The sequence below is a fragment of the Aeromicrobium duanguangcaii genome (genome assembly GCF_024508295.1).
In the GTDB taxonomy this organism is placed as follows: domain Bacteria; phylum Actinomycetota; class Actinomycetes; order Propionibacteriales; family Nocardioidaceae; genus Aeromicrobium; species Aeromicrobium duanguangcaii.
The window spans coordinates 1,194,321-1,212,684 of record NZ_CP101990.1; the positions used below are offsets into that span (position 1 = coordinate 1,194,321).

Sequence of the window (18,364 nt, forward strand, 5' to 3'; positions counted from 1 at the left end):
ACTCACCCGGTCGATTCTACGGTGAGCCGACTTGCACCGGCTTCGCGGTCGGTTTAGTGTCCCGGGCATGCCCAAGACTTCGCTGGCCGTCCGCTCGGACGAGACGCCCTGGACCGACGCCGAGGCTGCGGCCGTGCGCGAGGAACTCGTCGAGGACCTCGCCCGTCTGAAGTCCGAACTCGTCGATTCCGCGCGGGATCTGCAGGACATTCTGGCCGGTGGTGTCGACGGCGCGGGCAACGATCAGGCCGACGTCGGATCCAACAGCCTCGAGCGCGACGCCGAGCTCTCGCTCGCCGCGAACCAGCGCGAGCTGCTGATCCAGACCGAGAAGGCCCTGGCGCGTCTCGGTGACGGCACGTACGGCGTGTGCGAGCTGTGCGGCGAGGCCATCGGCAAGCTGCGCCTCATGGCGTTCCCTCGCGCGACGCTGTGCATGGACTGCAAGCGCCGTGAGGAGCGTCGCTGAGCACCGTGGCCTCCTCCGCGGAACCCGCGGCCGCGCCCGTCGGCCGGCGCCGGGTCGCCCTGTTCTCGGTCGTCGCCTTCCTCGTCGTCGCGGTGGACCAGCTCACCAAGTGGTGGGCGGTCGACCGGCTCGACGGCCATGACCCGATCCCCGTGGTCGGCGACCTGCTGAGCCTGCGATTCGTGCTCAACCCCGGCGCCGCGCTCGGCACCGGCGCGGGCTACACGATCGTGCTGAGCGCGATCGCCATCGCGGTGACGATCACCCTCATCGTCATCGCCCCCCGGCTGCGCGACACCTGGTGGGCGGTGGGGCTGGGGCTGTTCCTCGGGGGAGCGGTCGGTAACCTGATGGATCGGCTGTTCCGTGAGCCCGCGTTCCTGCGGGGTCACGTGGTGGACTTCATCGACTACGCGGGATTCTTCGTGGGGAACGTGGCCGACATCGCCCTGACCGTCGCGGCGATCGTCATCATCTGGCGCTCGTGGCGCGGTCACCGCTTCGACGGAACGAGAGAACCTACGTGACCCACGACGACCCGACCGAGCAGCGCAGCGTCTACGTCCCCGAGGGACTGGCGGGCGAGCGGGTCGACGTCGCGCTGGCCCGGCTGTTCGGTGTGTCCCGCACGCGGGCCGGAGAGCTGGTCGCCGACGGACTGGTGCTGCTCGACGGCGCCCAGCCCATCAAGTCCGAGCGGGTCGAGGCCGGCGCCCTGCTCGAGGCCACGATCCCCGCACCGCGCCGCGCCGTCGTCGTGCCGAGCGCGGTCGACGGGATGAGCATCGTCCACGAGGACGACGACATCGTCGTGGTCGACAAGCCCGTGGGCGTCGCCGCCCACCCCGGCATCGGCTGGGACGGGCCCACCGTCTCGGGCCACCTCGCCGGTGTCGGCGTGCGGATCTCGACCAGCGGCGCCCCCGAGCGCCAGGGCATCGTGCAGCGCCTCGACGTCGGCACGAGCGGCCTGATGGTCATCGCCAAGTCCGAGCGCGCGTACACGATCCTCAAGCAGGCGTTCCGCGACCGCACGGTCGACAAGACCTACCACGCGCTGGTCCAGGGTCACCCCGATCCGCACACCGGCACGATCGACGCCCCGATCGCGCGCCACCCCAAGCACGACTTCAAGTTCACGGTCCGCGCGGACGGCCGCCCGAGCGTCACGCACTACGACACGCTCGAGGCCCACCGGTACGCGTCGCTGCTCGACATCAAGCTCGAGACCGGCCGCACCCACCAGATCCGCGTGCACATGGCCGCGATCAAGCACCCCTGTGTCGGCGATCCGCTCTACGGCGCCGACCCGGTGCTGGCCAAGCGGGTCGGCCTCGAGCGCCAGTGGCTGCACGCCGTCCGCCTGGGCTTCATCCACCCGGGCACGGGGGAGCCGGTGGAGTACGAGAGCCCGTACCCCGCCGACCTGCAGCACGCGCTCGACGTCATTCGCGACCTGGACTGACTCACCGCTCACGGGGCGGTGCGCGGCCGGGGCGCCGGACGCGTCCGGCACAATGGGCCCATGAGCCATGTCGTGCGCCAGTCGGAGAAGTTGAGGGATGTCCTGTACGACATCCGCGGCCCCGTCAGCGCGCGAGCTGCCCAGCTGGAGGCCGAGGGTCACCGGATCCTCAAGCTCAACATCGGCAACCCGCAGCCGTTCGGCTTCGACGCGCCGGCCGAGATCCTGCAGGACGTGATCGCCGGGCTGCCGACGTCGCAGGGCTACTCCGACTCCCGCGGCATCCAGTCCGCGCGCCGGGCCGTCGTGCACCACTACCAGCTGCAGGAGGGCTTCCCGGCGCTGGACATCGACGACGTGTGGCTCGGCAACGGCGTCAGCGAGCTGATCCAGGTCGCGCTGCAGGCCCTGCTGGACAACGGCGACGAGGTGCTGATCCCCGCGCCGGACTACCCGCTGTGGACCGCGGTGACGAACCTCGCCGGCGGACGTCCCGTGCACTACCTGTGCGACGAGGCCAACGACTGGAACCCCGATCTGGAGGACCTCGAGTCCAAGATCACGGACCGGACCAAGGTCATCGTGGTCATCAACCCGAACAACCCGACGGGCGCGGTCTACAGCCGCGAGACGCTCACGGCGATCGCGGACCTGGCCCGCAAGCACGACCTGATCCTGATGTCGGACGAGATCTACGACAAGATCCTCTACGACGACGCGGTCCACATCCCGATGTCCAGCGTGGCCCCGGACGTGCTGACGCTGACCTTCAACGGCCTGTCCAAGGCGTACCGGGTGTGCGGCTACCGGGCCGGCTGGGTCGTCGTGACCGGCCCGCTCCAGCGGGCCCAGGACTACCTCGAGGGCATCACCCTGCTGGCGTCGATGCGACTGTGCCCCAACGTGCCGGCGCAGAACGCCATCCAGGTCGCGCTGGGGGGATACCAGTCGATCAAGGAGCTGATCCTGCCCGGCGGGCGTCTGCTCGAGCAGCGCGACACGGCGGTGAACGAGCTGCGCAAGATCCCCGGTGTCAGCGTGGTCGCGCCGCGCGGCGCGCTGTACGCGTTCCCCCACCTGGACCCGGAGGTCCACCCGATCAAGGACGACCAGCAGCTCGTGCTCGACCTCTTGATGAGCGAGAAGATCCTGCTGACCCAGGGCACGGGCTTCAACTGGCCCGATCCCGATCACCTGCGCATCGTGACCCTGCCGTGGTCGCGGGACCTGGCCGAGGCGATCCAGCGGATGGGCAACTTCCTCAGCAGCTACCGCCAGGCCTAGTCGGCGGCGCGGAACGTCCGGCGAATCTCGCGGGCGCCACGCTCGTCGAGCTCGCGCAGCTGGGTCGCGATCTCCGAGCTGGTCCGGCACGCGTGGGCGAGGTCCTCGCGGATCTGCTCGAAGTGGTCCTTCCACGTGCGCTGGAAGCCGTTCATGCTGCCGACGCGCTCGTCCTCGGGTGTCATGCGACCCTCGCGGATCGATAGCCGGATCTCGGGGAGTCGCTCGCCGAGCTGGGCGATGGCGCGCGCGCAGTCCTGGATCTGCTCGCCGACCGTGGCGATGTCGTCCGGCCGCGACAGCCGCATCGGATCGGGGGTCGCCTCCTGGCCGCCCGAGACGACCGCCGTGGCGATGGCCTTCTCGTGGCGGGGGAGCTGCTCGATCACCTGCTGGTCGAGTCGGTTGACGGGGCGCAGCGCCTCGACGAGGTCCTCGAAGGCGGCGTCGACGCTCTGGCGGTAGCGCTCGGCGGCCTGTTCGACCTTGCCGTTCGCCGGCATGACCATGGCCCCGTGCCGGTCGGTGAACTCCAGTCCGGTCAGGCGGCGCAGCGGTCCCTCGAACTGGTCGAGGACCTGCTGGTCCATCGCCCGGATGATCTGGCCGGCCTCGGTGGGCGGCTCGATCTCGCGGTCGTCGTGGTGACCGCCCGCGCGGAACTCACGATCGAGGTGGGCGGGGCCCCGCTCGATCCGCTCGCCGTTCCCGGCGCGCCCGCGCTCGGCCCGCTCGCGCTCGGCCCGTTCGCGCTCGGCCCGCTCGCGCTCGGCCCGCCGTTCGGCCCGCTCGCGCTGCGCCCGCTCGGCCACCTGGTTGAGCGAGTCGATCTCGGTGCGCAGCTCCTGGCGGGCCTGGCGCCAGCGCCGGCGGGTGTCCTCCAGCGCGGCGTGCGCGTCCGTCAGCCGGTCACCCTGACGGCGGACCAGCTCGGACAACTCGGTCAGCTGGTCGGCATCAGCCTCGAGCACCCGGCCGAGCATTCCCGCGACGCGGGACAGGGCACGGACCGTCGGGCCGCGGGACTCCTTCGGGGCGTCCGCCTGCCGCAGGCGCTGGCCGAGGTCCTTGACCTCGGCGACCAGGTCCTGGAGCCGCTCGGCGCCGTGGCGCAGGCGGTCGGGATCACCCGGCACCGCGATCGCGTCGGGATGGAATCTGGTCACCATCTGCAGCTCTGCGGCCATGCTGTTCCCCCGAACTTTCTGGATTTTGCTGGCACATTCCTACCATCGATCGCGAGAGATCGACCTTCGAAGGGGTGATTTCTGTCGGTGGCGTGGCCCATGATCGAGGGATGAGCGACATGATCCGCGCGACCGGACTGGTCAAGCGCTATGGCGACGTCGAGGCCCTGGGGGGACTCGACCTGGCGGTGCCCGAGGGCACCGTCCTGGGTTTGCTCGGGCCCAACGGTGCGGGCAAGACGACTGCTGTCCGCATCCTCACCACCTTGCTGACCCCCGACGAGGGGCAGGCCACCGTGGCCGGCGTCGACGTGCTGGCCGACCCCGACGGGGTGCGACGGCGGATCGGTCTGTCGGGCCAGTACGCGGCCGTCGACGAGTACCTGACCGGCTACGAGAACCTCGAGATGGTCGGGCGGCTCTACGGGATGAAGGCGAAGGCCGCCGGCGCCCGCGCCCGCGACCTGCTCCGGCGCTTCGACCTGGCGGACGCGGCCGACCGGCCCTCCAAGACCTATTCCGGGGGCATGCGACGGCGTCTGGATCTCGCCGGTGCCCTCGTGGCCGAGCCGCCGGTGATCGTGCTCGACGAGCCGACGACGGGACTGGACCCGCGCAGTCGCCAGGGGATGTGGGAGGTCATCTCCGACCTGGTGGCCTCCGGCGCGACGGTCCTGCTGACGACGCAGTACCTCGAGGAGGCCGATCTGCTGGCCGACAACATCATCGTGATCGACCGCGGCCGCGCGATCGCCGAGGGCACCGCCGACCAGCTCAAGTCGCAGGTCGGCGGTGACCGGATCGAGGTCGTCCTGCAGGATCCCGCGCACGCCCCTCGGGTCCGCGACTTCCTGGCCGAGGTCGCCAAGGGCGAGGTCTCGGTCCGCGATCGCGCGCTCTCGGTCGCGGTCAGCGGATCGGGCGCCGACGACCTCATGCAGGTCCTGGGCAACGTCCGTGGCGCCGGCATCGACGTCCTCGACATCGGGCTGCGACGGCCCACCCTCGATGACGTCTTCTTGTCCCTCACGGGCCACGAGGCCGAGAACGGCTCCACCGAGCAGGAGGACCAGCGATGACCATCACCACCACCGAGCGGAACCGCCCGTTCCGCGTCCTCAGCGACGGATGGGTCTGCGCCAAGCGCAACCTCATCAAGATCAAGCGCGTCCCCGAGATCATGGTCTTCGTCCTCATCAGCCCGATCATGTTCGTCCTGCTCTTCGCGTACGTGTTCGGTGGTGCGATCGACCCCGGTCTCGGCTTGGACTACAAGGAGTTCCTGATCGGCGGCATCTTCGCCCAGACCGTGGTGTTCGGTGCCACGTTCTCCGGCGCGGCGATGGCCGAGGACATGCAGAAGGGCTTCATCGACCGGTTCCGGTCGCTGCCGATGTCCAGGTCGGCCGTGTTGGTCGGGCGGACAGGAGCCGACGTCGTCTACAACGTGCTCTCGTTGATCATCATGGCGCTCACAGGTCTCGCGGTCGGCTGGCGTGCCCATGAAGGCCTTCCGAAGATGATGGCGGGATTCGGGCTCCTGCTCGCGTTCGCCTATGCGATCAGCTGGATCATGGCGTGGATCGGGCTCATCGTGCCGAGTGTCGACGTGATCAACAACGCGTCGTTCATCGTGATCATGCCGCTGACCTTCGTCTCGAACGCCTTCGTCCCTCTCCGGGACTTCCCGGCTTTCCTGAAGCCGTTCGTCGAATGGAACCCGGTTTCCGCAGTCACCCAGGCTGTTCGAGAACTGTTCGGCAACGTTCCGGATCGGGCTCCTGAACCCGAGGCCTGGAGCCTTCAGAACCCCGCGCTCTACACCCTCATCTGGGTCGTGCTGATCGTGGCGGTCTTCGTGCCGCTGTCGGTGCGGGCGTACCAGAAGGCCAGTGCCAAGTAGCTGTCGTAGTGCGTGCGGTGGTCCGAAAATCGGCTCTTGTGGCCGGTCCAACCTCGTTGGTACTTTCGCCGTCATGAGAATTCGGGGGAGTTTTTCAACATTCGTCATGATCTGCGTCATCGGCGTTCTCGCGCCTGTCGGCGCGTCCGCAGCCGTGGAACCGGCATCAGTCGCGCCTCGCGAGAGCGCGACGCGGCCGGCGGCCTGCAAAGCGTCTTACGCTGGAGCCATCCAATGGAAGAAGGGCAAGATCTGGGGTTGGGCCACGGCACGCAATTGCTCAACCATCAAGTACAAGCGCGTGTGCGCCCAAATCTGGAGTTACAACGCGATGGGCGGCAGTCCGGGAGCGGCCCCGGTGTCTACCAAGTGTCTCAAGCCGAAGAAGAACGGGATCGCGGTGCCCACGACCAAGACTCAGAAGTGCATTCCTGGGCAGTACTGGGCAGAGGTGCACGTGACGACGTCGCAGGGCAAAACTCTGATCAAACGAACGAAGCGCGTCGATACCACCGGCGGGTGCCCGAAGCAAGGCAGTGTCGCGGCTCGCTGAGCGAATTTGAGGGCTCCGGCGGTTCGCCACGCCGTCCTAGAACCGTCGGATCCCTCGCGTAGGCTGAAGACCTTCCAATCAGCGCCGGTCAGGGCTGCTGGGTACCCCAATGGAGGTTGGCTTCAGCATGGCGAGTGATTCGAGCTTCGTGCACCTGCACGTCCACACGGAGTACTCGATGCTCGACGGACACTCGTTGCTCGGCGGTCTCTTCGAGCGCACCGCCGAGCAGCAGATGCCGGCGATCGCGATGACCGACCACGGCAACGTGCACGGTGCGTTCGACTTCTGGAAGACCGCCAAGAAGCACGGGATCAAGCCGATCATCGGCCTCGAGGCCTACCTCACGCCCGGCACGCACCGCACCGAGAAGAAGCGCGTGCGCTGGGGTCGCGGCAACGCCGCGGAGGAGGGCGGCGACGACGTCGCCGGCGGCGGCGCGTACACCCACATGACCATGTGGGCGTCCTCCACCGAGGGGATGCACAACCTCTTCCGGCTGTCGTCGCTGTCGAGCCTCGAGGGCTACTACTACAAGCCGCGCGCCGACCGTGAGCTGCTCGAGAAGTACTCGACCGGGCTCATCGCCACCACCGGCTGCCCGTCCGGCGCCGTCCAGACCCGGCTGCGCCTGGGCCAGTACGAGGAGGCCCGTCGTGAGGCCGCCGAGCTGCAGGAGATCCTCGGTAAGGAGAACCTCTTCCTCGAGCTGATGGACCACGACATCAGCGTCGAGCGCCGGGTCCGCGAGGACCTGCTGCGCCTGGGCCGCGAGCTGGGCATCCCGCCCGTGGCCACCAACGACTCCCACTACACGCACCCGCAGGACGCGGCGGCGCACGACGCGCTGATCTGTGTCGCCTCGGGCAAGCGCATCAGCGACGAGAAGCGGCTGCGCTTCGACGGCGGCGGCTACTACATCAAGTCCGCGGCCGAGATGCGCTCGCTGTGGGAGGACAAGCACGGCATGAAGGAGGCGTGTGACAACACGCTGCTGATCGCCGAGCGCTGCGAGGTCGAGTTCACCGAGTCCACGGGCGGCTACATGGCCCGCGCCGACATCCCCGCCGGCGAGACCGAGGAGTCCTGGTTCCGCCAGGAGGTCTGGCGCGGGATCGAGTCGCGCTACGGCGCCGACTTCGGCGACGACGTGCGCGCCCGCACCGAGATGGAGCTCGACATCATCGCCCAGAAGGGCTACTGCGGGTACTACCTCGTGGTCGCCGACTTCATCGGCTGGTCCAAGGACAACGGCATCCGCGTCGGACCCGGCCGTGGCTCGGGCGCCGGCTCGATCGCCGCGTACGCGCTGCGGATCACCGACCTGTGCCCGCTGAAGAACGGCCTGATCTTCGAGCGCTTCCTCAACCCCGAGCGCCCCTCGATGCCCGACTTCGACATCGACTTCGACGAGCGTCGCCGCGGCGAGGTCATCCAGTACGTCAGCCAGAAGTACGGCACCGACAAGGTCGCCCAGATCGCCACGTTCGGCCGGCTCAAGTCGAAGGCCGCGATCAAGGACGCCAGCCGCATCCTGGACTACCCGTTCGCGATGGGCGACAAGATCACCAAGGCGATGCCCGCCGACGTCATGGGCAAGGGCGTCAAGCTCGGCGAGATCTTCGACGAGTCCCACCCGCGCTACAACGACGGCAAGGACTTCCGCGACCTGCACTCGCAGGACCCCGACGTCCGCAAGGTCTACGACATCGCGCTCGGCCTCGAGGGTCAGATCCGCAACTGGGGCGTGCACGCCGCCGGCGTGATCATGAGCAGCGACCCGCTGCTGGACATCGTGCCGATCATGAAGCGCGAGGCCGACGGCTCGGTCATCACCCAGTTCGACTACCCCATGTGCGAGTCGCTGGGCCTGGTCAAGATGGACTTCCTGGGCCTGCGCAACCTCACGGTCCTCAACGACGCCATCGAGAACATCAAGGCCAACCGCGACATCGACCTGGTGCTGGAGGACCTGGAGTTCGACGACCGCGAGGCCTACGCCCTGCTGTGCCGCGGCGACACGCTGGGCGTCTTCCAGCTGGACTCGCCCCCGATCCGTCAGCTGCTCAAGCAGATGCAGCCCGACAACTTCGAGGACATCAGCGCCGTCATCGCGCTCTACCGTCCCGGACCGATGGGCGCGGACAGCCACACGAACTACGCCAAGCGCAAGAACGGTCGCCAGGAGATCGACTACATCCATCCTGAGCTGACCGAGGCGCTCAAGCCGATCCTGGGCACGACCTACGGGTTGATCGTGTACCAGGAGCAGGTCATGGAGATCGCCCAGGTGCTGGCCGGCTACTCGCTCGGACAGGCCGACAACCTCCGTCGCGCCATGGGCAAGAAGAAGCGCGAGGTCCTCCAGCAGGAGTTCGTCGGCTTCGAGGCCGGCATGATCGAGCGCGGCTTCTCCAAGGACGCCGTCAAGACGCTGTGGGAGATCCTGGTCCCGTTCGCCGACTACGCCTTCAACAAGGCGCACTCGGCGTCGTACGGCGTCATCAGCTACTGGACCGCCTACCTCAAGGCCCGCTACCCGGCCGAGTACATGGCGGCGCTGCTCACCAGCGTCAAGGACGACAAGGACAAGTCCGCGCTGTACCTGGCCGAGTGCCGCCGGCTCGGAATCAAGGTGCTGCCGCCGGACGTCAACGACTCGGTCGCGAACTTCGCCTCGGTCGGCCCCGACATCCGCTTCGGACTGACCGCCGTGCGCAACGTCGGCGCCAACGTGGTGGCCGGCATCGTCGAGGCCCGCGAGACCAAGGGCGCCTTCACCGACTTCGCCGACTTCCTCGACAAGGTCCCGACCCAGGTGTGCAACAAGCGCGTCCTGGACTCGCTGATCAAGGCCGGCGCGTTCGACTCGCTCGGCCACGTCCGGCGGGCACTGGCCTCGATCGCCGAGGAGGCGGTCGACCAGTACATCGACATCAAGCGCAACGCCGCGATCGGGCAGGACTCGCTCTTCGGCGCGTTCGAGGAGGAGTTCGACGGCCTGGGCATCACGGTCCCGGACATCGCCGACTGGGAGAAGACCCAGAAGCTCGCCTTCGAGCGCGACATGCTGGGCCTGTACGTGTCGGACCACCCGCTGGGCGGCCTCGAGCACGTCCTGGCGGCCAACTCCGACACGTCCATCGGCACGCTGCTCGACGGTGATCGTCCGGACGGCGACGTGTTGAAGCTGTGCGGCCTCGTCACCAACGTCCAGCGCCGGATGAGCAAGAAGGGCGACACCTGGGCCACGATCACCCTCGAGGACCTCGAGGGCTCGGTCGACATCGCCGTCTTCCCGGCCGCCTACAACCTGGCGGCATCGGTCCTGACGCAGGACTCGCTCGTGGTCGCGAAGGTGCGCGTTCGGCGCAACGATGAGGGCATGGACCTGTCGGCCAACGAGGTCACCCGGCCGAACATCGGCGCAGGACGCACCGACCAGCCGCTGGTCGTCAGCCTGGCCACCTCGCGCTGCACGCTCGACACGATCAACGCCTTCAAGCAGGTCCTGGGCGCCCACCCCGGCGTGACCGAGGTCCATCTGCGACTCTCGGGCAACGGCAAGACGACCACGATGCGGCTCGACCAGGGCCTGCGGGTCTCGACGACGTCCTCGTTGTTCGCCGACCTGAAGGAACTGCTCGGTCCGGGATGTCTCGCGTGAATCGCGTCTCGGGGTCTTTGCTGGCCGTGGTCGCCTCCGGGATCCCGGCCGGATTCGTCTGGTGGGGCCTGGGTCGGCCGGCGCAGTGGCTGGCCACCGAGCGCGGGCTCGTGCTGACCGAGGAGAACGCCACCGGACGGTTCCAGGTGGTGGCCGTCTTCACCGTCGTCGGAGTCGTGCTGGGCCTGGTCGCCGGCGTCGCGGTCCAGCGGTTCACGCGCTCGGCGCAGTGGCAGACCGTCGTGGGACTGGCGGCCGCCGCGTCGGCTGCGTCGCTGCTGTGCTGGCGCCTCGGCGTGTGGCTCGGTCCCAGCTCGCCGCGCGATGCCACGGGGCTCGAGGTGGGCGACGTCGTTCGCGACCAGTTCGCCGTGGACACGATCGTGCCCTTCCTGCTCTGGCCGCTGGCCGCGGTGCTGAGTTACACGATCACGCTGTACCTCAGCTCGGACGGTGTCGAGGACGACGAGCCGGACGACGAGGTCAGCGAGCGATCCGCGCCGTGACCGCCTGAGTCTGGGCGATCAGGTCGGCGGGAGCCACCTCGAGGTCCAGACCGCGCCGCCCACCCGAGACGAACACCGTCGGATGGGACAGGGCGCTGGTGTCGACGATGGTGCGGTGCTGCTTCTTCTGGCCGAACGGGCTGATCCCGCCCAGCACGTAGCCGGTGGCTCGCTGCGCGGCGGCCGCATCGGCCAGCTGGGCGCGCTTGCCGTTCAGCGCCGCGGCGGCGCGCTTGAGGTCCAGGCTCCCCGAGACCGGGACGACCGCCACGGCCAGCGTGCCGTCGATGTCGATCATGAGCGTCTTGAAGACGCGAGCCGGCTCCAGGTTCAGCGCGTCGGCGGCCTCGAGTCCGTACGAGCGAGTGCGCGGGTCGTGCTCGTAGGCATGAGCGGTCACGGGCACGCCGGCGCGGTGCAGTGCCACGAGGGCGGGGGTCGCGTCACCGGAGTTCTTCTTCGCCACGACCGCGAGGCTACCTGTGATCGGGGTCTCTGCGCTCCAACACGGCGCGAACGATCAGTCCCAGCAGCAGAGCCCAGAACGCCGATCCCACGGACAGCAGGGTCACCCCCGAGGCCGCGAACAGGACCGTGACGCCCGCGCTGGTGCGGTGGCGGGGTGCGGCCAGCGCCCCCTGCAGCGACGCCACGAGCGCGCCGACGAGGGCCAGACCGGCGACCGCCTCGATGATCCCGGCCGGCGCCGCCGCGGCCAGGGCGACCACGATCCCCGCCGCGCCCGCGATGACCAGGTAGCCGACACCGGCCGAGACCGCCGCGAGCCACCGTCGCTCGCGAGGCCCTGCCTCGTCGCCGGCGGCCAGGGCCGCGGACAACGCCGCGAGGTTCATGGCATGACCTCCGAACGGCGCCACGATCGCGGTGCCGAGCCCCGTCGCGACAACGCAGGAGCGCCACGGCACCGCGAACCCGAAGCTGCGCAGGACCGCCGCCCCCGGCAGGTTCTGCGACGCCATCGTGACGATCGTGAGTGGGATCGCGATCCCGACGATCGCCGACCAGGTCCACGTCGGCGTGGTCCACTCCAGGGTCGGCGCCAGGGCGCTCGTGTCGAACGCCCGGCCGGACCGCTGCACCGAGACCGCGATCGCCGCCACGGCGACCAGCAAGGCTGCGGGCACCGCCCAGCGGGGCCGGACCCGGCTCACGACCAGCCACGTGACGATGACCGGTGCGACGTGGCCGGGGGAGTCGGCCAGTGAGAGGAAGGGAGCCAGGCACAGCGGCAGCAGGATGCCGGCCAGCATCGCCTGCGCGATCTCCGCGGGGATCCGCGCCACGAGGGCGCCCAGGAACGGGATCGCGCCGATCAGCGCGATGAGCACACCGGTGAGGACGAAGGCGCCGACCGCGGCCGACCATCCGCCGTCCACGCCTCCGGTGGAGACCAGCAGGGCCGCTCCGGGCGTGGACCACGCCAGGGTGACGGGGACGCGGTGGGTCAGGGCCAGCGCGATGATCAGCAGGCCGAACCCGACCGTCAGCGCGAACAGCCCGCTGGCGGCCTGCGACTCCGTCGCGCCGACAGCGCGTAACCCCGCCAGCACGACCGCGAACGACGACGTGAAGCCCACGAGGGCCGTCACGACTCCGGCGGTGACCGGCTGCAGCCGGTCGTGGGCCGCGGGGGAGGGGGACACGCTGTGAGGCTAGGCCATCGTGCGACCTAGACTTGGGGGGTGCTCAGACGACTCGACCTGCGTGACCAGACCGACGGATACCGCGATGCGGTTCCCCGCGCGGAGGTCGACGTCGAGCATGCGCTCGCGGCCGTCGTGCCGATCTGCGACGACGTCCGCGACCGCGGCGCCGAGGCCGTCCTCGACGCGGGTGAGCGGTTCGACGGGGTGCGCCCCGAGCGGCTCCGCGTGCCCGCCGAGGCGCTGAAGCAGGCGCTCGCCGACGTCGACCCGGCCGTGCTGGCCGCGATCGACGAGTCGATCACGCGGCTGCGGCTCACGTGCGAGGCCGAGCTCGAGCGCTCGGTGTCCGTGGATGTCGCCCCGGGCGCCACGGTCGAGCGCCGGATCGTCCCGATGCAGCGCGTCGGCCTCTACGTCCCCGGCGGCCTCGCGCCGCTGGTCAGCACCGTCATCATGAACGCCGTCCCCGCGCAGGTCGCCGGGGTGCCGGGCATCGCGCTCGCCAGCCCGCCGCAGGCCGAGTTCGGTGGCCTCCCGCACCCGACGATCCTGGCAGCGTGCGCGCGCCTGGGCATCGACGAGGTCTACGCCGCCGGTGGCGCCCAGGCCTTGGCGATGCTCGCCTACGGCACGCAGGAGAACGAGGCGGTCAACCTCGTGACCGGGCCGGGCAACATCTTCGTGGCCGCTGCGAAGCGCCACCTGCAGGGCGTCGTGGCGATCGACGCCGAGGCCGGCCCCACCGAGATCGCGATCGTCGCGGACTCCACGGCCGATCCCGAGTTCGTCGCCGCCGACCTCATCAGCCAGGCCGAGCACGATCCGCTCGCCGCCGCCGTGCTGATCACGGACTCGCTCGAGCTGGCCGACGCCGTCGACGCCGAGCTCGAGCGACAGGTGCCCACCGCGCGTCACGAGGAGCGCATCCGCACCGCCCTGGCCGGTCAGCAGTCCGCCACCGTGCTGGTGCGTGACGTCGACCAGGGGGTCGACGTCGCCAATGCCTACGCCGCCGAGCACCTCGAGATCCAGACCGCGGACGCGGCGGGCGTCGCCGGCCGGATCGTCAACGCCGGCGCCGTCTTCGTCGGCTCCTTCGCGCCGGTCTCGCTGGGCGACTACACCGCCGGCTCGAACCACGTGCTGCCCACCGCCGGGTGCGCCTGCCACTCCTCGGGCCTGTCCGTGCGCGCGTTCCTGAAGAACATGCACGTCGTGACGTACTCCGAGGCCGCGCTGCGCGACGTCGGCGACCGGGTCGTCACGCTGGCCGAGGCCGAGGACCTGCCGTCGCACGGCGCGGCCGTCACGGTCCGGCTGGACCGCGCGTGATGAGCATTCCGTCGTGGGTGCCGATTCGTGAGGAGCTGCGCGGCGAGGAGCCGTACGGCGCCCCGCAGATCGACGTGCCGGTGCGACTCAACACGAACGAGAACCCGTACGGCCCCAGCCCCGAGGCCGCGGCCGACATCGCCGAGGCGGTGCGGCAGGCCGCGCTCGAGCTGAACCGGTACCCCGACCGCGAGGCCACGGCCCTGCGCGAGGCGCTGGCGGGCTACCTGGGCCACGGGCTCACGGCGGCGCACGTCTGGGCCGCCAACGGCTCGAACGAGGTCATGCAGCAGATCCTGCAGGCGTTCGGCGGGCCCGGTCGCACGGTGCTGTCGTTCGCGCCGACCTACTCGATGTACCCCGAGTACGCGCGCAACACCCACACCCGCTGGGTGGCGGGACGCCGCCGTGAGGACTTCGCGATCGACGTCCCGGCGGCCGTCGCGCTGATCGAGGCCGAGCAGCCCGACGTCGTCTTCCTGACGTCGCCCAACAACCCGACGGGCACGGCGCTCGGCGCGGACGAGCTGAACGCCGTCTTGAAGGTCGCGCCCGGCGTGGTCGTGGTGGACGAGGCGTACGCGGAGTTCCGCCGCGCCGGCACTCCGACGGCCCTGGAGCTGCTGGACGAGCAGCCGCGCCTGATCGTCACGCGCACGATGAGCAAGGCCTTCGCGCTGGCCGGTGGGCGGCTGGGCTACCTGGCCGCCGATCCGGCGATCGTCGACGCGCTGCGCATCGTGCGACTGCCGTACCACCTGTCGGCCGTCACGCAGGCGACGGCGCTCGGCGCCCTGCGGCACACCGACGAGCTGCTCGCGCGGGTCGACGAGCTGCGCAGCACGCGCGACGAGACCTCGGCCTGGCTGGCCGACCGCGGGTACGACGTCGCCGCGTCCGACGCGAACTTCGTGCTGTTCGGGCATTTCACCGATCGTCACGCGGTGTGGGAGGGTTTGGTCGATCGAGGGGTCCTGATCCGTGAGGTCGGGCCCGACGGTTGGCTCCGGGTGTCGATCGGCACCCCGGACGAGATGCGGGCGTTTCGCACCGCGCTGATGGAGGTGGATCCACGATGAGCAGGACGGCACGGATCGAGCGGAAGACCTCGGAGTCGCACGTCGTCGTCGAGGTGGACCTGGACGGCACGGGCCGGCACGAGATCAGCACCGGCGTCGGCTTCTACGACCACATGCTCACCGCGTTCAGCCGCCACTCGCTGATCGACCTCACGGTCCGGTCCGAGGGCGACCTGCACATCGACGCGCACCACACCGTCGAGGACACCGCGATCTGCATCGGCGAGGCCATCGGCGAGGCGCTCGGCGACAAGGCCGGCATCCGCCGCTACGGCAACGCGACGGTCCCGCTCGACGAGGCCATCGCCCAGTGCGTCGTGGACGTCTCCGGGCGTCCGTACTTCGTGCACACCGGCGAGCCCGAGCGTCAGATCACCGCGATCATCGGCGGCTCCTACATCGGCTCGCTGACGTCGCACGTCTTCGAGTCGATCGCGCACCACGCGGGCATCACGATGCACATGACCCTGCTGGCGGGCCGCGATCCGCACCACATCGCCGAGTGCCAGTTCAAGGCGCTGGCGCGGGCGATGCGCGCCGCCGTCGAGCCGGATCCCCGCGAGACGGGAATCCCCTCGACCAAGGGCGCGTTGTGACGCGTGTGAGCGGAGCACGAGCATGACCACCGTCGCGGTCCTGGACTACGGATCGGGCAACCTGCGCTCCGCCGTGCGCGCCGTCGAGCGCGCCGGCGAGTCGCGGGGCGTCGAGGTCCAGCTGACCTCCGACGCCAAGGTCGCCGAGCACGCCGACGGCCTGCTCGTGCCCGGCGTCGGCGCCTTCGAGGCGTGCATGCGCGGCCTGCGCGAGGTCGACGGCGAGCGCATCATCGAGCGTCGCCTGATCGCGGGTCGTCCGGTCCTGGGCATCTGCGTCGGCATGCAGATCCTCTTCGCCGAGGGCATCGAGCACGGGGTCCGCAGCACCGGCTGCGGCGAGTGGCCCGGCACGGTCGAGAAGCTCCAGGCGCCGATCGTGCCGCACATGGGCTGGGACACCGTCGAGCCGCCCGCCGACTCGGCGATGTTCGCCGGCATCGAGGACGAGCGCTTCTACTTCGTGCACTCCTACGGGGTGCGCGAGTGGCAGCTCGACGCCGAGGGCACGGCCTTCAAGGCGCCGGGCGTCACGTGGACGCAGTACGGCGGCGACCGGTTCGTCGCGGCCGTCGAGCACGGTCCGCTGTGGGCGACGCAGTTCCACCCCGAGAAGTCCGGCGACGCCGGTCGCCGGCTGCTCGAGAACTGGATCGCGACCCTCTGAGACCGGGCCCCCGCGGCCCGGTCAGGCGCGGTAGCGCTCCGGGCGGTGGTTGAAGGCCAGGATGAGGTTCAGCACGACCGCGCCCGCCGCGGACAGCAGGACGTTGTCCCACGGCACGACCAGCAGGGCGGCGACGACCACGAGCACGTCGAGCGCCATCTGGACGTACCCGGCGCGCAGCCCGGCCCGCTCCTGGGCGATCAGCGCCAGGACGCTGAAGCCGCCGAGGCTGGACCCGTGGCGGAACAGGATGAGGATGCCCACACCGGCCAGGATGTTGCCGGTCAGGACGCCGTAGACCGGCTCCAGTCCCGGCGAGGGGATCATCTCGCCGTGCAGCGCCGTGAAGGCCGACAGCAGGCCGACCGCGATCGCGGACCGCAGCGTGAACTGCCAGCCCTTCTTCCACAGCGCGAGGGCGAAGAAGGGCAGGTTCACCAGGACCAGCACGAGCGACAGCGAGTACGGCGCGGCGTAGGTCACCAGCAGGGACAGGCCGGCGGTGCCGCCCGTCACGGCGTGCGCCTCGTGCAGCAGGTGCAGGCCGAGCGAGGCCAGCCACGTCCCGGTGAGGACGCCCAGCACGTCCTCGGCCGCGGTGTGGGGCAGGGTGACGGCGCTCGGCTCGGTGTCGGGGACGTCGGGAGTGTCGGCGGTGTCGTGGGACGGGTGGTGCGGTGCGCTGTCGTTCATGGCCTGACCACTCTACGGAGGGTGATGGATACGATCGCGGGGTGACTCTCGAACTGCTTCCCGCCGTCGACGTCGCCGAGGGCAAGGCCGTGCGCCTGGTCCAGGGCGAGCTCGGCAGCGAGACCTCCTACGGATCCCCGCTCGACGCCGCGCTGCAGTGGCAGGCCGACGGAGCCGAGTGGGTCCATCTGGTCGACCTCGACGCGGCCTTCGGGAAGGGCAGCAACCGCGAGCTGTTGGCGGACGTGATCGGACGCCTCGACATCGACGTCGAGCTCTCCGGCGGCATCCGCGACGACGCGTCGCTCGACGCGGCGATGGCCACGGGCTGCCGGCGGGTCAACCTGGGCACCGCCGCGATCGAGGACCCGGACTGGTGCCGGTCGGCGATCGCGCGTTACGGCGACCGGATCGCCGTGGGCCTCGACGTCCGCGGGCGCACCCTGGCCGCGCGCGGCTGGGTGAAGGAGGGCGGCGACCTCTTCGAGACCCTGGCCCGCCTCGACGCCGACGGCTGTGCCCGCTACGTCGTCACCGACGTCACCAAGGACGGCACGCTGTCCGGCCCCAACCTGGAGCTGCTGCGCCAGGTCTGCGAGCAGACCGACAAGCCGGTCGTCGCCTCGGGCGGCGTCTCGAGCCTGGACGACCTGCGCGCGATCGCCTCGCTCGCCGACATCGGCGTCGAGGGCGCGATCGTCGGCAAGGCCCTGTACGCCGGGGCCTTCACCCTGCCCGACGCCCTGAGCGCGGTCGCGGAGTAGTCGTGACCGGCGTGGTGCGGTGGGACGGCTTCAGCGCCGATCCGCGTCGCGCCGAGGTGGCCGGCGTCCGCGCCTCCGACGGCGACCGTGAGACCGCGGTCGAGGCGCTGCGCGAGGCCTTCGCCGACGGGCGGCTCGACCGCGCCGAGTTCGACCGCAGGTCCCATGCCGCGCTCGCGGCCGCCCTGTTGGGCGAGTTCGCGCCGCTGCTGCAGGACCTGGAGGCACCCGTTCCGGCGACGCTGTCGGTCCACGACGAAGCGGTGCGCCGGTACCGCCGTGAGGCGCGCGAGGCCCGCAACGGCTTCCTGACGGTCGGCACCATCACCACCGGGATCTGGGGCGCCACCAGCATCTACGGGGGCGACCCGTACTTCTTCTGGCCGGTGTTCCCGATGCTGGCCGTGGGGGCCGGCTGGTTCATGAAGGTGGCGAACCGCGGCGAGCTCATCGAGCGGCACGAGCGCAAGATCGCGCGGCGCCTGGAGCGACGGCGCCGCAAGGACGAGTCCGAGGACCCCGAGGGCTGAGG

Annotated in this window: 19 protein-coding genes; 15 read left to right on the forward strand and 4 right to left on the reverse strand. The window is 70.2% G+C overall.

The genetic code is table 11. The features are described 5' to 3' along the window. Positions 1 to 67 precede the first annotated feature (67 nt). Genes NP095_RS06055 through NP095_RS06070 form a run of 4 tightly spaced genes read left to right on the forward strand, consistent with a single transcriptional unit; the run spans position 68 to position 3,218 of the window. Positions 68 to 469 carry a TraR/DksA family transcriptional regulator gene (locus NP095_RS06055; RefSeq protein ID WP_232416870.1) on the forward strand — a complete coding sequence of 134 codons (402 nt, stop codon included), beginning with the start codon at positions 68 to 70 and terminating at the stop codon, positions 467 to 469. A gap of 5 nt (positions 470 to 474) precedes the next feature. Then, positions 475 to 996, forward strand: coding sequence for a signal peptidase II (lspA, locus tag NP095_RS06060; RefSeq protein ID WP_232416869.1), 522 nt, complete (start codon positions 475 to 477; stop codon positions 994 to 996). Beyond that, positions 993 to 1,934 carry an RluA family pseudouridine synthase gene (locus NP095_RS06065; RefSeq protein ID WP_232416868.1) on the forward strand — a complete coding sequence of 314 codons (942 nt, stop codon included), beginning with the start codon at positions 993 to 995 and terminating at the stop codon, positions 1,932 to 1,934. The genes lspA and NP095_RS06065 overlap by 4 nt, the downstream gene beginning before the upstream one ends. 60 nt (positions 1,935 to 1,994) lie before the next feature. Then, positions 1,995 to 3,218, forward strand: a complete 1,224-nt coding sequence (locus tag NP095_RS06070) for a pyridoxal phosphate-dependent aminotransferase (RefSeq protein ID WP_232416867.1) — start codon at positions 1,995 to 1,997, stop codon at positions 3,216 to 3,218. On the opposite strand, the gene NP095_RS06075 is transcribed toward NP095_RS06070, so the two are convergent. Continuing rightward, positions 3,215 to 4,405 (reverse strand): hypothetical protein, encoded by a 1,191-nt coding sequence (locus NP095_RS06075; protein ID WP_232416866.1) that lies wholly within the window; start codon positions 4,403 to 4,405, stop codon positions 3,215 to 3,217. The genes NP095_RS06070 and NP095_RS06075 overlap by 4 nt on opposite strands. Before the next feature lie 110 nt (positions 4,406 to 4,515). Between NP095_RS06075 and NP095_RS06080 the strand changes: the two genes are divergently transcribed. From NP095_RS06080 to NP095_RS06100, 5 genes are all read left to right on the forward strand, one after another. After that, positions 4,516 to 5,484, forward strand: coding sequence for an ATP-binding cassette domain-containing protein (locus NP095_RS06080; RefSeq protein ID WP_232416865.1), 969 nt, complete (start codon positions 4,516 to 4,518; stop codon positions 5,482 to 5,484). Continuing rightward, positions 5,481 to 6,308, forward strand: coding sequence for an ABC transporter permease (locus tag NP095_RS06085; protein WP_232416864.1), 828 nt, complete (start codon positions 5,481 to 5,483; stop codon positions 6,306 to 6,308). Before NP095_RS06080 ends, NP095_RS06085 begins: the two co-directional genes overlap by 4 nt. Positions 6,309 to 6,381: 73 nt before the next feature. After that, entirely contained in the window at positions 6,382 to 6,861 is a 480-nt protein-coding gene (locus tag NP095_RS06090) for a hypothetical protein (RefSeq protein ID WP_232416863.1), read from the forward strand. Positions 6,862 to 6,988: 127 nt separating this feature from the next. Continuing rightward, entirely contained in the window at positions 6,989 to 10,528 is a 3,540-nt protein-coding gene (dnaE, locus tag NP095_RS06095; RefSeq protein ID WP_232416862.1) for a DNA polymerase III subunit alpha, read from the forward strand. Beyond that, positions 10,525 to 11,034: a hypothetical protein gene (locus tag NP095_RS06100; RefSeq protein WP_232416861.1), complete on the forward strand. Its 510-nt coding sequence runs from the start codon at positions 10,525 to 10,527 to the stop codon at positions 11,032 to 11,034. The genes dnaE and NP095_RS06100 overlap by 4 nt, the downstream gene beginning before the upstream one ends. On the opposite strand, the gene ybaK is transcribed toward NP095_RS06100, so the two are convergent. Together ybaK and NP095_RS06110 are read right to left on the reverse strand one after the other, a co-directional pair. Next, entirely contained in the window at positions 11,012 to 11,500 is a 489-nt protein-coding gene (ybaK, locus tag NP095_RS06105; RefSeq protein ID WP_232416860.1) for a Cys-tRNA(Pro) deacylase, read from the reverse strand. The two genes, NP095_RS06100 and ybaK, sit on opposite strands and share 23 nt — an antisense overlap. Before the next feature lie 10 nt (positions 11,501 to 11,510). Further along, entirely contained in the window at positions 11,511 to 12,698 is a 1,188-nt protein-coding gene (locus NP095_RS06110; RefSeq protein ID WP_232416859.1) for a benzoate/H(+) symporter BenE family transporter, read from the reverse strand. A gap of 39 nt (positions 12,699 to 12,737) precedes the next feature. Here NP095_RS06110 and hisD point away from each other — a divergent pair, with 39 nt between their 5' ends. The 4 genes from hisD to hisH are packed head-to-tail and all read left to right on the forward strand — an operon-like array spanning position 12,738 to position 16,375. Next, a complete protein-coding gene (hisD, locus tag NP095_RS06115; RefSeq protein WP_232416858.1) occupies positions 12,738 to 14,033 on the forward strand; it encodes a histidinol dehydrogenase in 1,296 nt (431 codons plus the stop codon). Continuing rightward, positions 14,033 to 15,112, forward strand: coding sequence for a histidinol-phosphate transaminase (locus tag NP095_RS06120; protein WP_232416857.1), 1,080 nt, complete (start codon positions 14,033 to 14,035; stop codon positions 15,110 to 15,112). Before hisD ends, NP095_RS06120 begins: the two co-directional genes overlap by 1 nt. Then, positions 15,109 to 15,708 carry an imidazoleglycerol-phosphate dehydratase HisB gene (gene hisB, locus NP095_RS06125; RefSeq protein ID WP_232416856.1) on the forward strand — a complete coding sequence of 200 codons (600 nt, stop codon included), beginning with the start codon at positions 15,109 to 15,111 and terminating at the stop codon, positions 15,706 to 15,708. The genes NP095_RS06120 and hisB overlap by 4 nt, the downstream gene beginning before the upstream one ends. Positions 15,709 to 15,730: 22 nt before the next feature. Beyond that, positions 15,731 to 16,375, forward strand: coding sequence for an imidazole glycerol phosphate synthase subunit HisH (hisH, locus tag NP095_RS06130; protein WP_232416855.1), 645 nt, complete (start codon positions 15,731 to 15,733; stop codon positions 16,373 to 16,375). A gap of 21 nt (positions 16,376 to 16,396) precedes the next feature. Here the strand turns inward: hisH and NP095_RS06135 are convergent, their stop codons facing one another. Continuing rightward, entirely contained in the window at positions 16,397 to 17,068 is a 672-nt protein-coding gene (locus tag NP095_RS06135; protein WP_232416854.1) for a YitT family protein, read from the reverse strand. 41 nt (positions 17,069 to 17,109) lie between these two features. Here NP095_RS06135 and priA point away from each other — a divergent pair, with 41 nt between their 5' ends. Both priA and NP095_RS06145 read left to right on the forward strand, forming a co-directional pair. Next, a complete protein-coding gene (gene priA, locus NP095_RS06140; RefSeq protein WP_232416853.1) occupies positions 17,110 to 17,832 on the forward strand; it encodes a bifunctional 1-(5-phosphoribosyl)-5-((5-phosphoribosylamino)methylideneamino)imidazole-4-carboxamide isomerase/phosphoribosylanthranilate isomerase PriA in 723 nt (240 codons plus the stop codon). A gap of 2 nt (positions 17,833 to 17,834) precedes the next feature. Further along, positions 17,835 to 18,362, forward strand: a complete 528-nt coding sequence (locus NP095_RS06145) for a DUF1707 SHOCT-like domain-containing protein (protein WP_232416852.1) — start codon at positions 17,835 to 17,837, stop codon at positions 18,360 to 18,362. Positions 18,363 to 18,364 lie beyond the last annotated feature (2 nt).

Coding starts and splice junctions, on each gene's coding strand:
- NP095_RS06090 (WP_232416863.1), top strand. CDS start 6,382: ATGAGAATTCGGGGGAGTTTTTCAACATTCGTCATGATCTGCGTCATC.
- NP095_RS06085 (WP_232416864.1), top strand. CDS start 5,481: ATGACCATCACCACCACCGAGCGGAACCGCCCGTTCCGCGTCCTCAGC.
- NP095_RS06055 (WP_232416870.1), top strand. CDS start 68: ATGCCCAAGACTTCGCTGGCCGTCCGCTCGGACGAGACGCCCTGGACC.
- NP095_RS06080 (WP_232416865.1), top strand. CDS start 4,516: ATGAGCGACATGATCCGCGCGACCGGACTGGTCAAGCGCTATGGCGAC.
- hisH (WP_232416855.1), top strand. CDS start 15,731: ATGACCACCGTCGCGGTCCTGGACTACGGATCGGGCAACCTGCGCTCC.
- NP095_RS06135 (WP_232416854.1), bottom strand. CDS start 17,068: ATGAACGACAGCGCACCGCACCACCCGTCCCACGACACCGCCGACACT.
- hisB (WP_232416856.1), top strand. CDS start 15,109: ATGAGCAGGACGGCACGGATCGAGCGGAAGACCTCGGAGTCGCACGTC.
- dnaE (WP_232416862.1), top strand. CDS start 6,989: ATGGCGAGTGATTCGAGCTTCGTGCACCTGCACGTCCACACGGAGTAC.
- NP095_RS06075 (WP_232416866.1), bottom strand. CDS start 4,405: ATGGCCGCAGAGCTGCAGATGGTGACCAGATTCCATCCCGACGCGATC.
- NP095_RS06070 (WP_232416867.1), top strand. CDS start 1,995: ATGAGCCATGTCGTGCGCCAGTCGGAGAAGTTGAGGGATGTCCTGTAC.
- NP095_RS06120 (WP_232416857.1), top strand. CDS start 14,033: ATGAGCATTCCGTCGTGGGTGCCGATTCGTGAGGAGCTGCGCGGCGAG.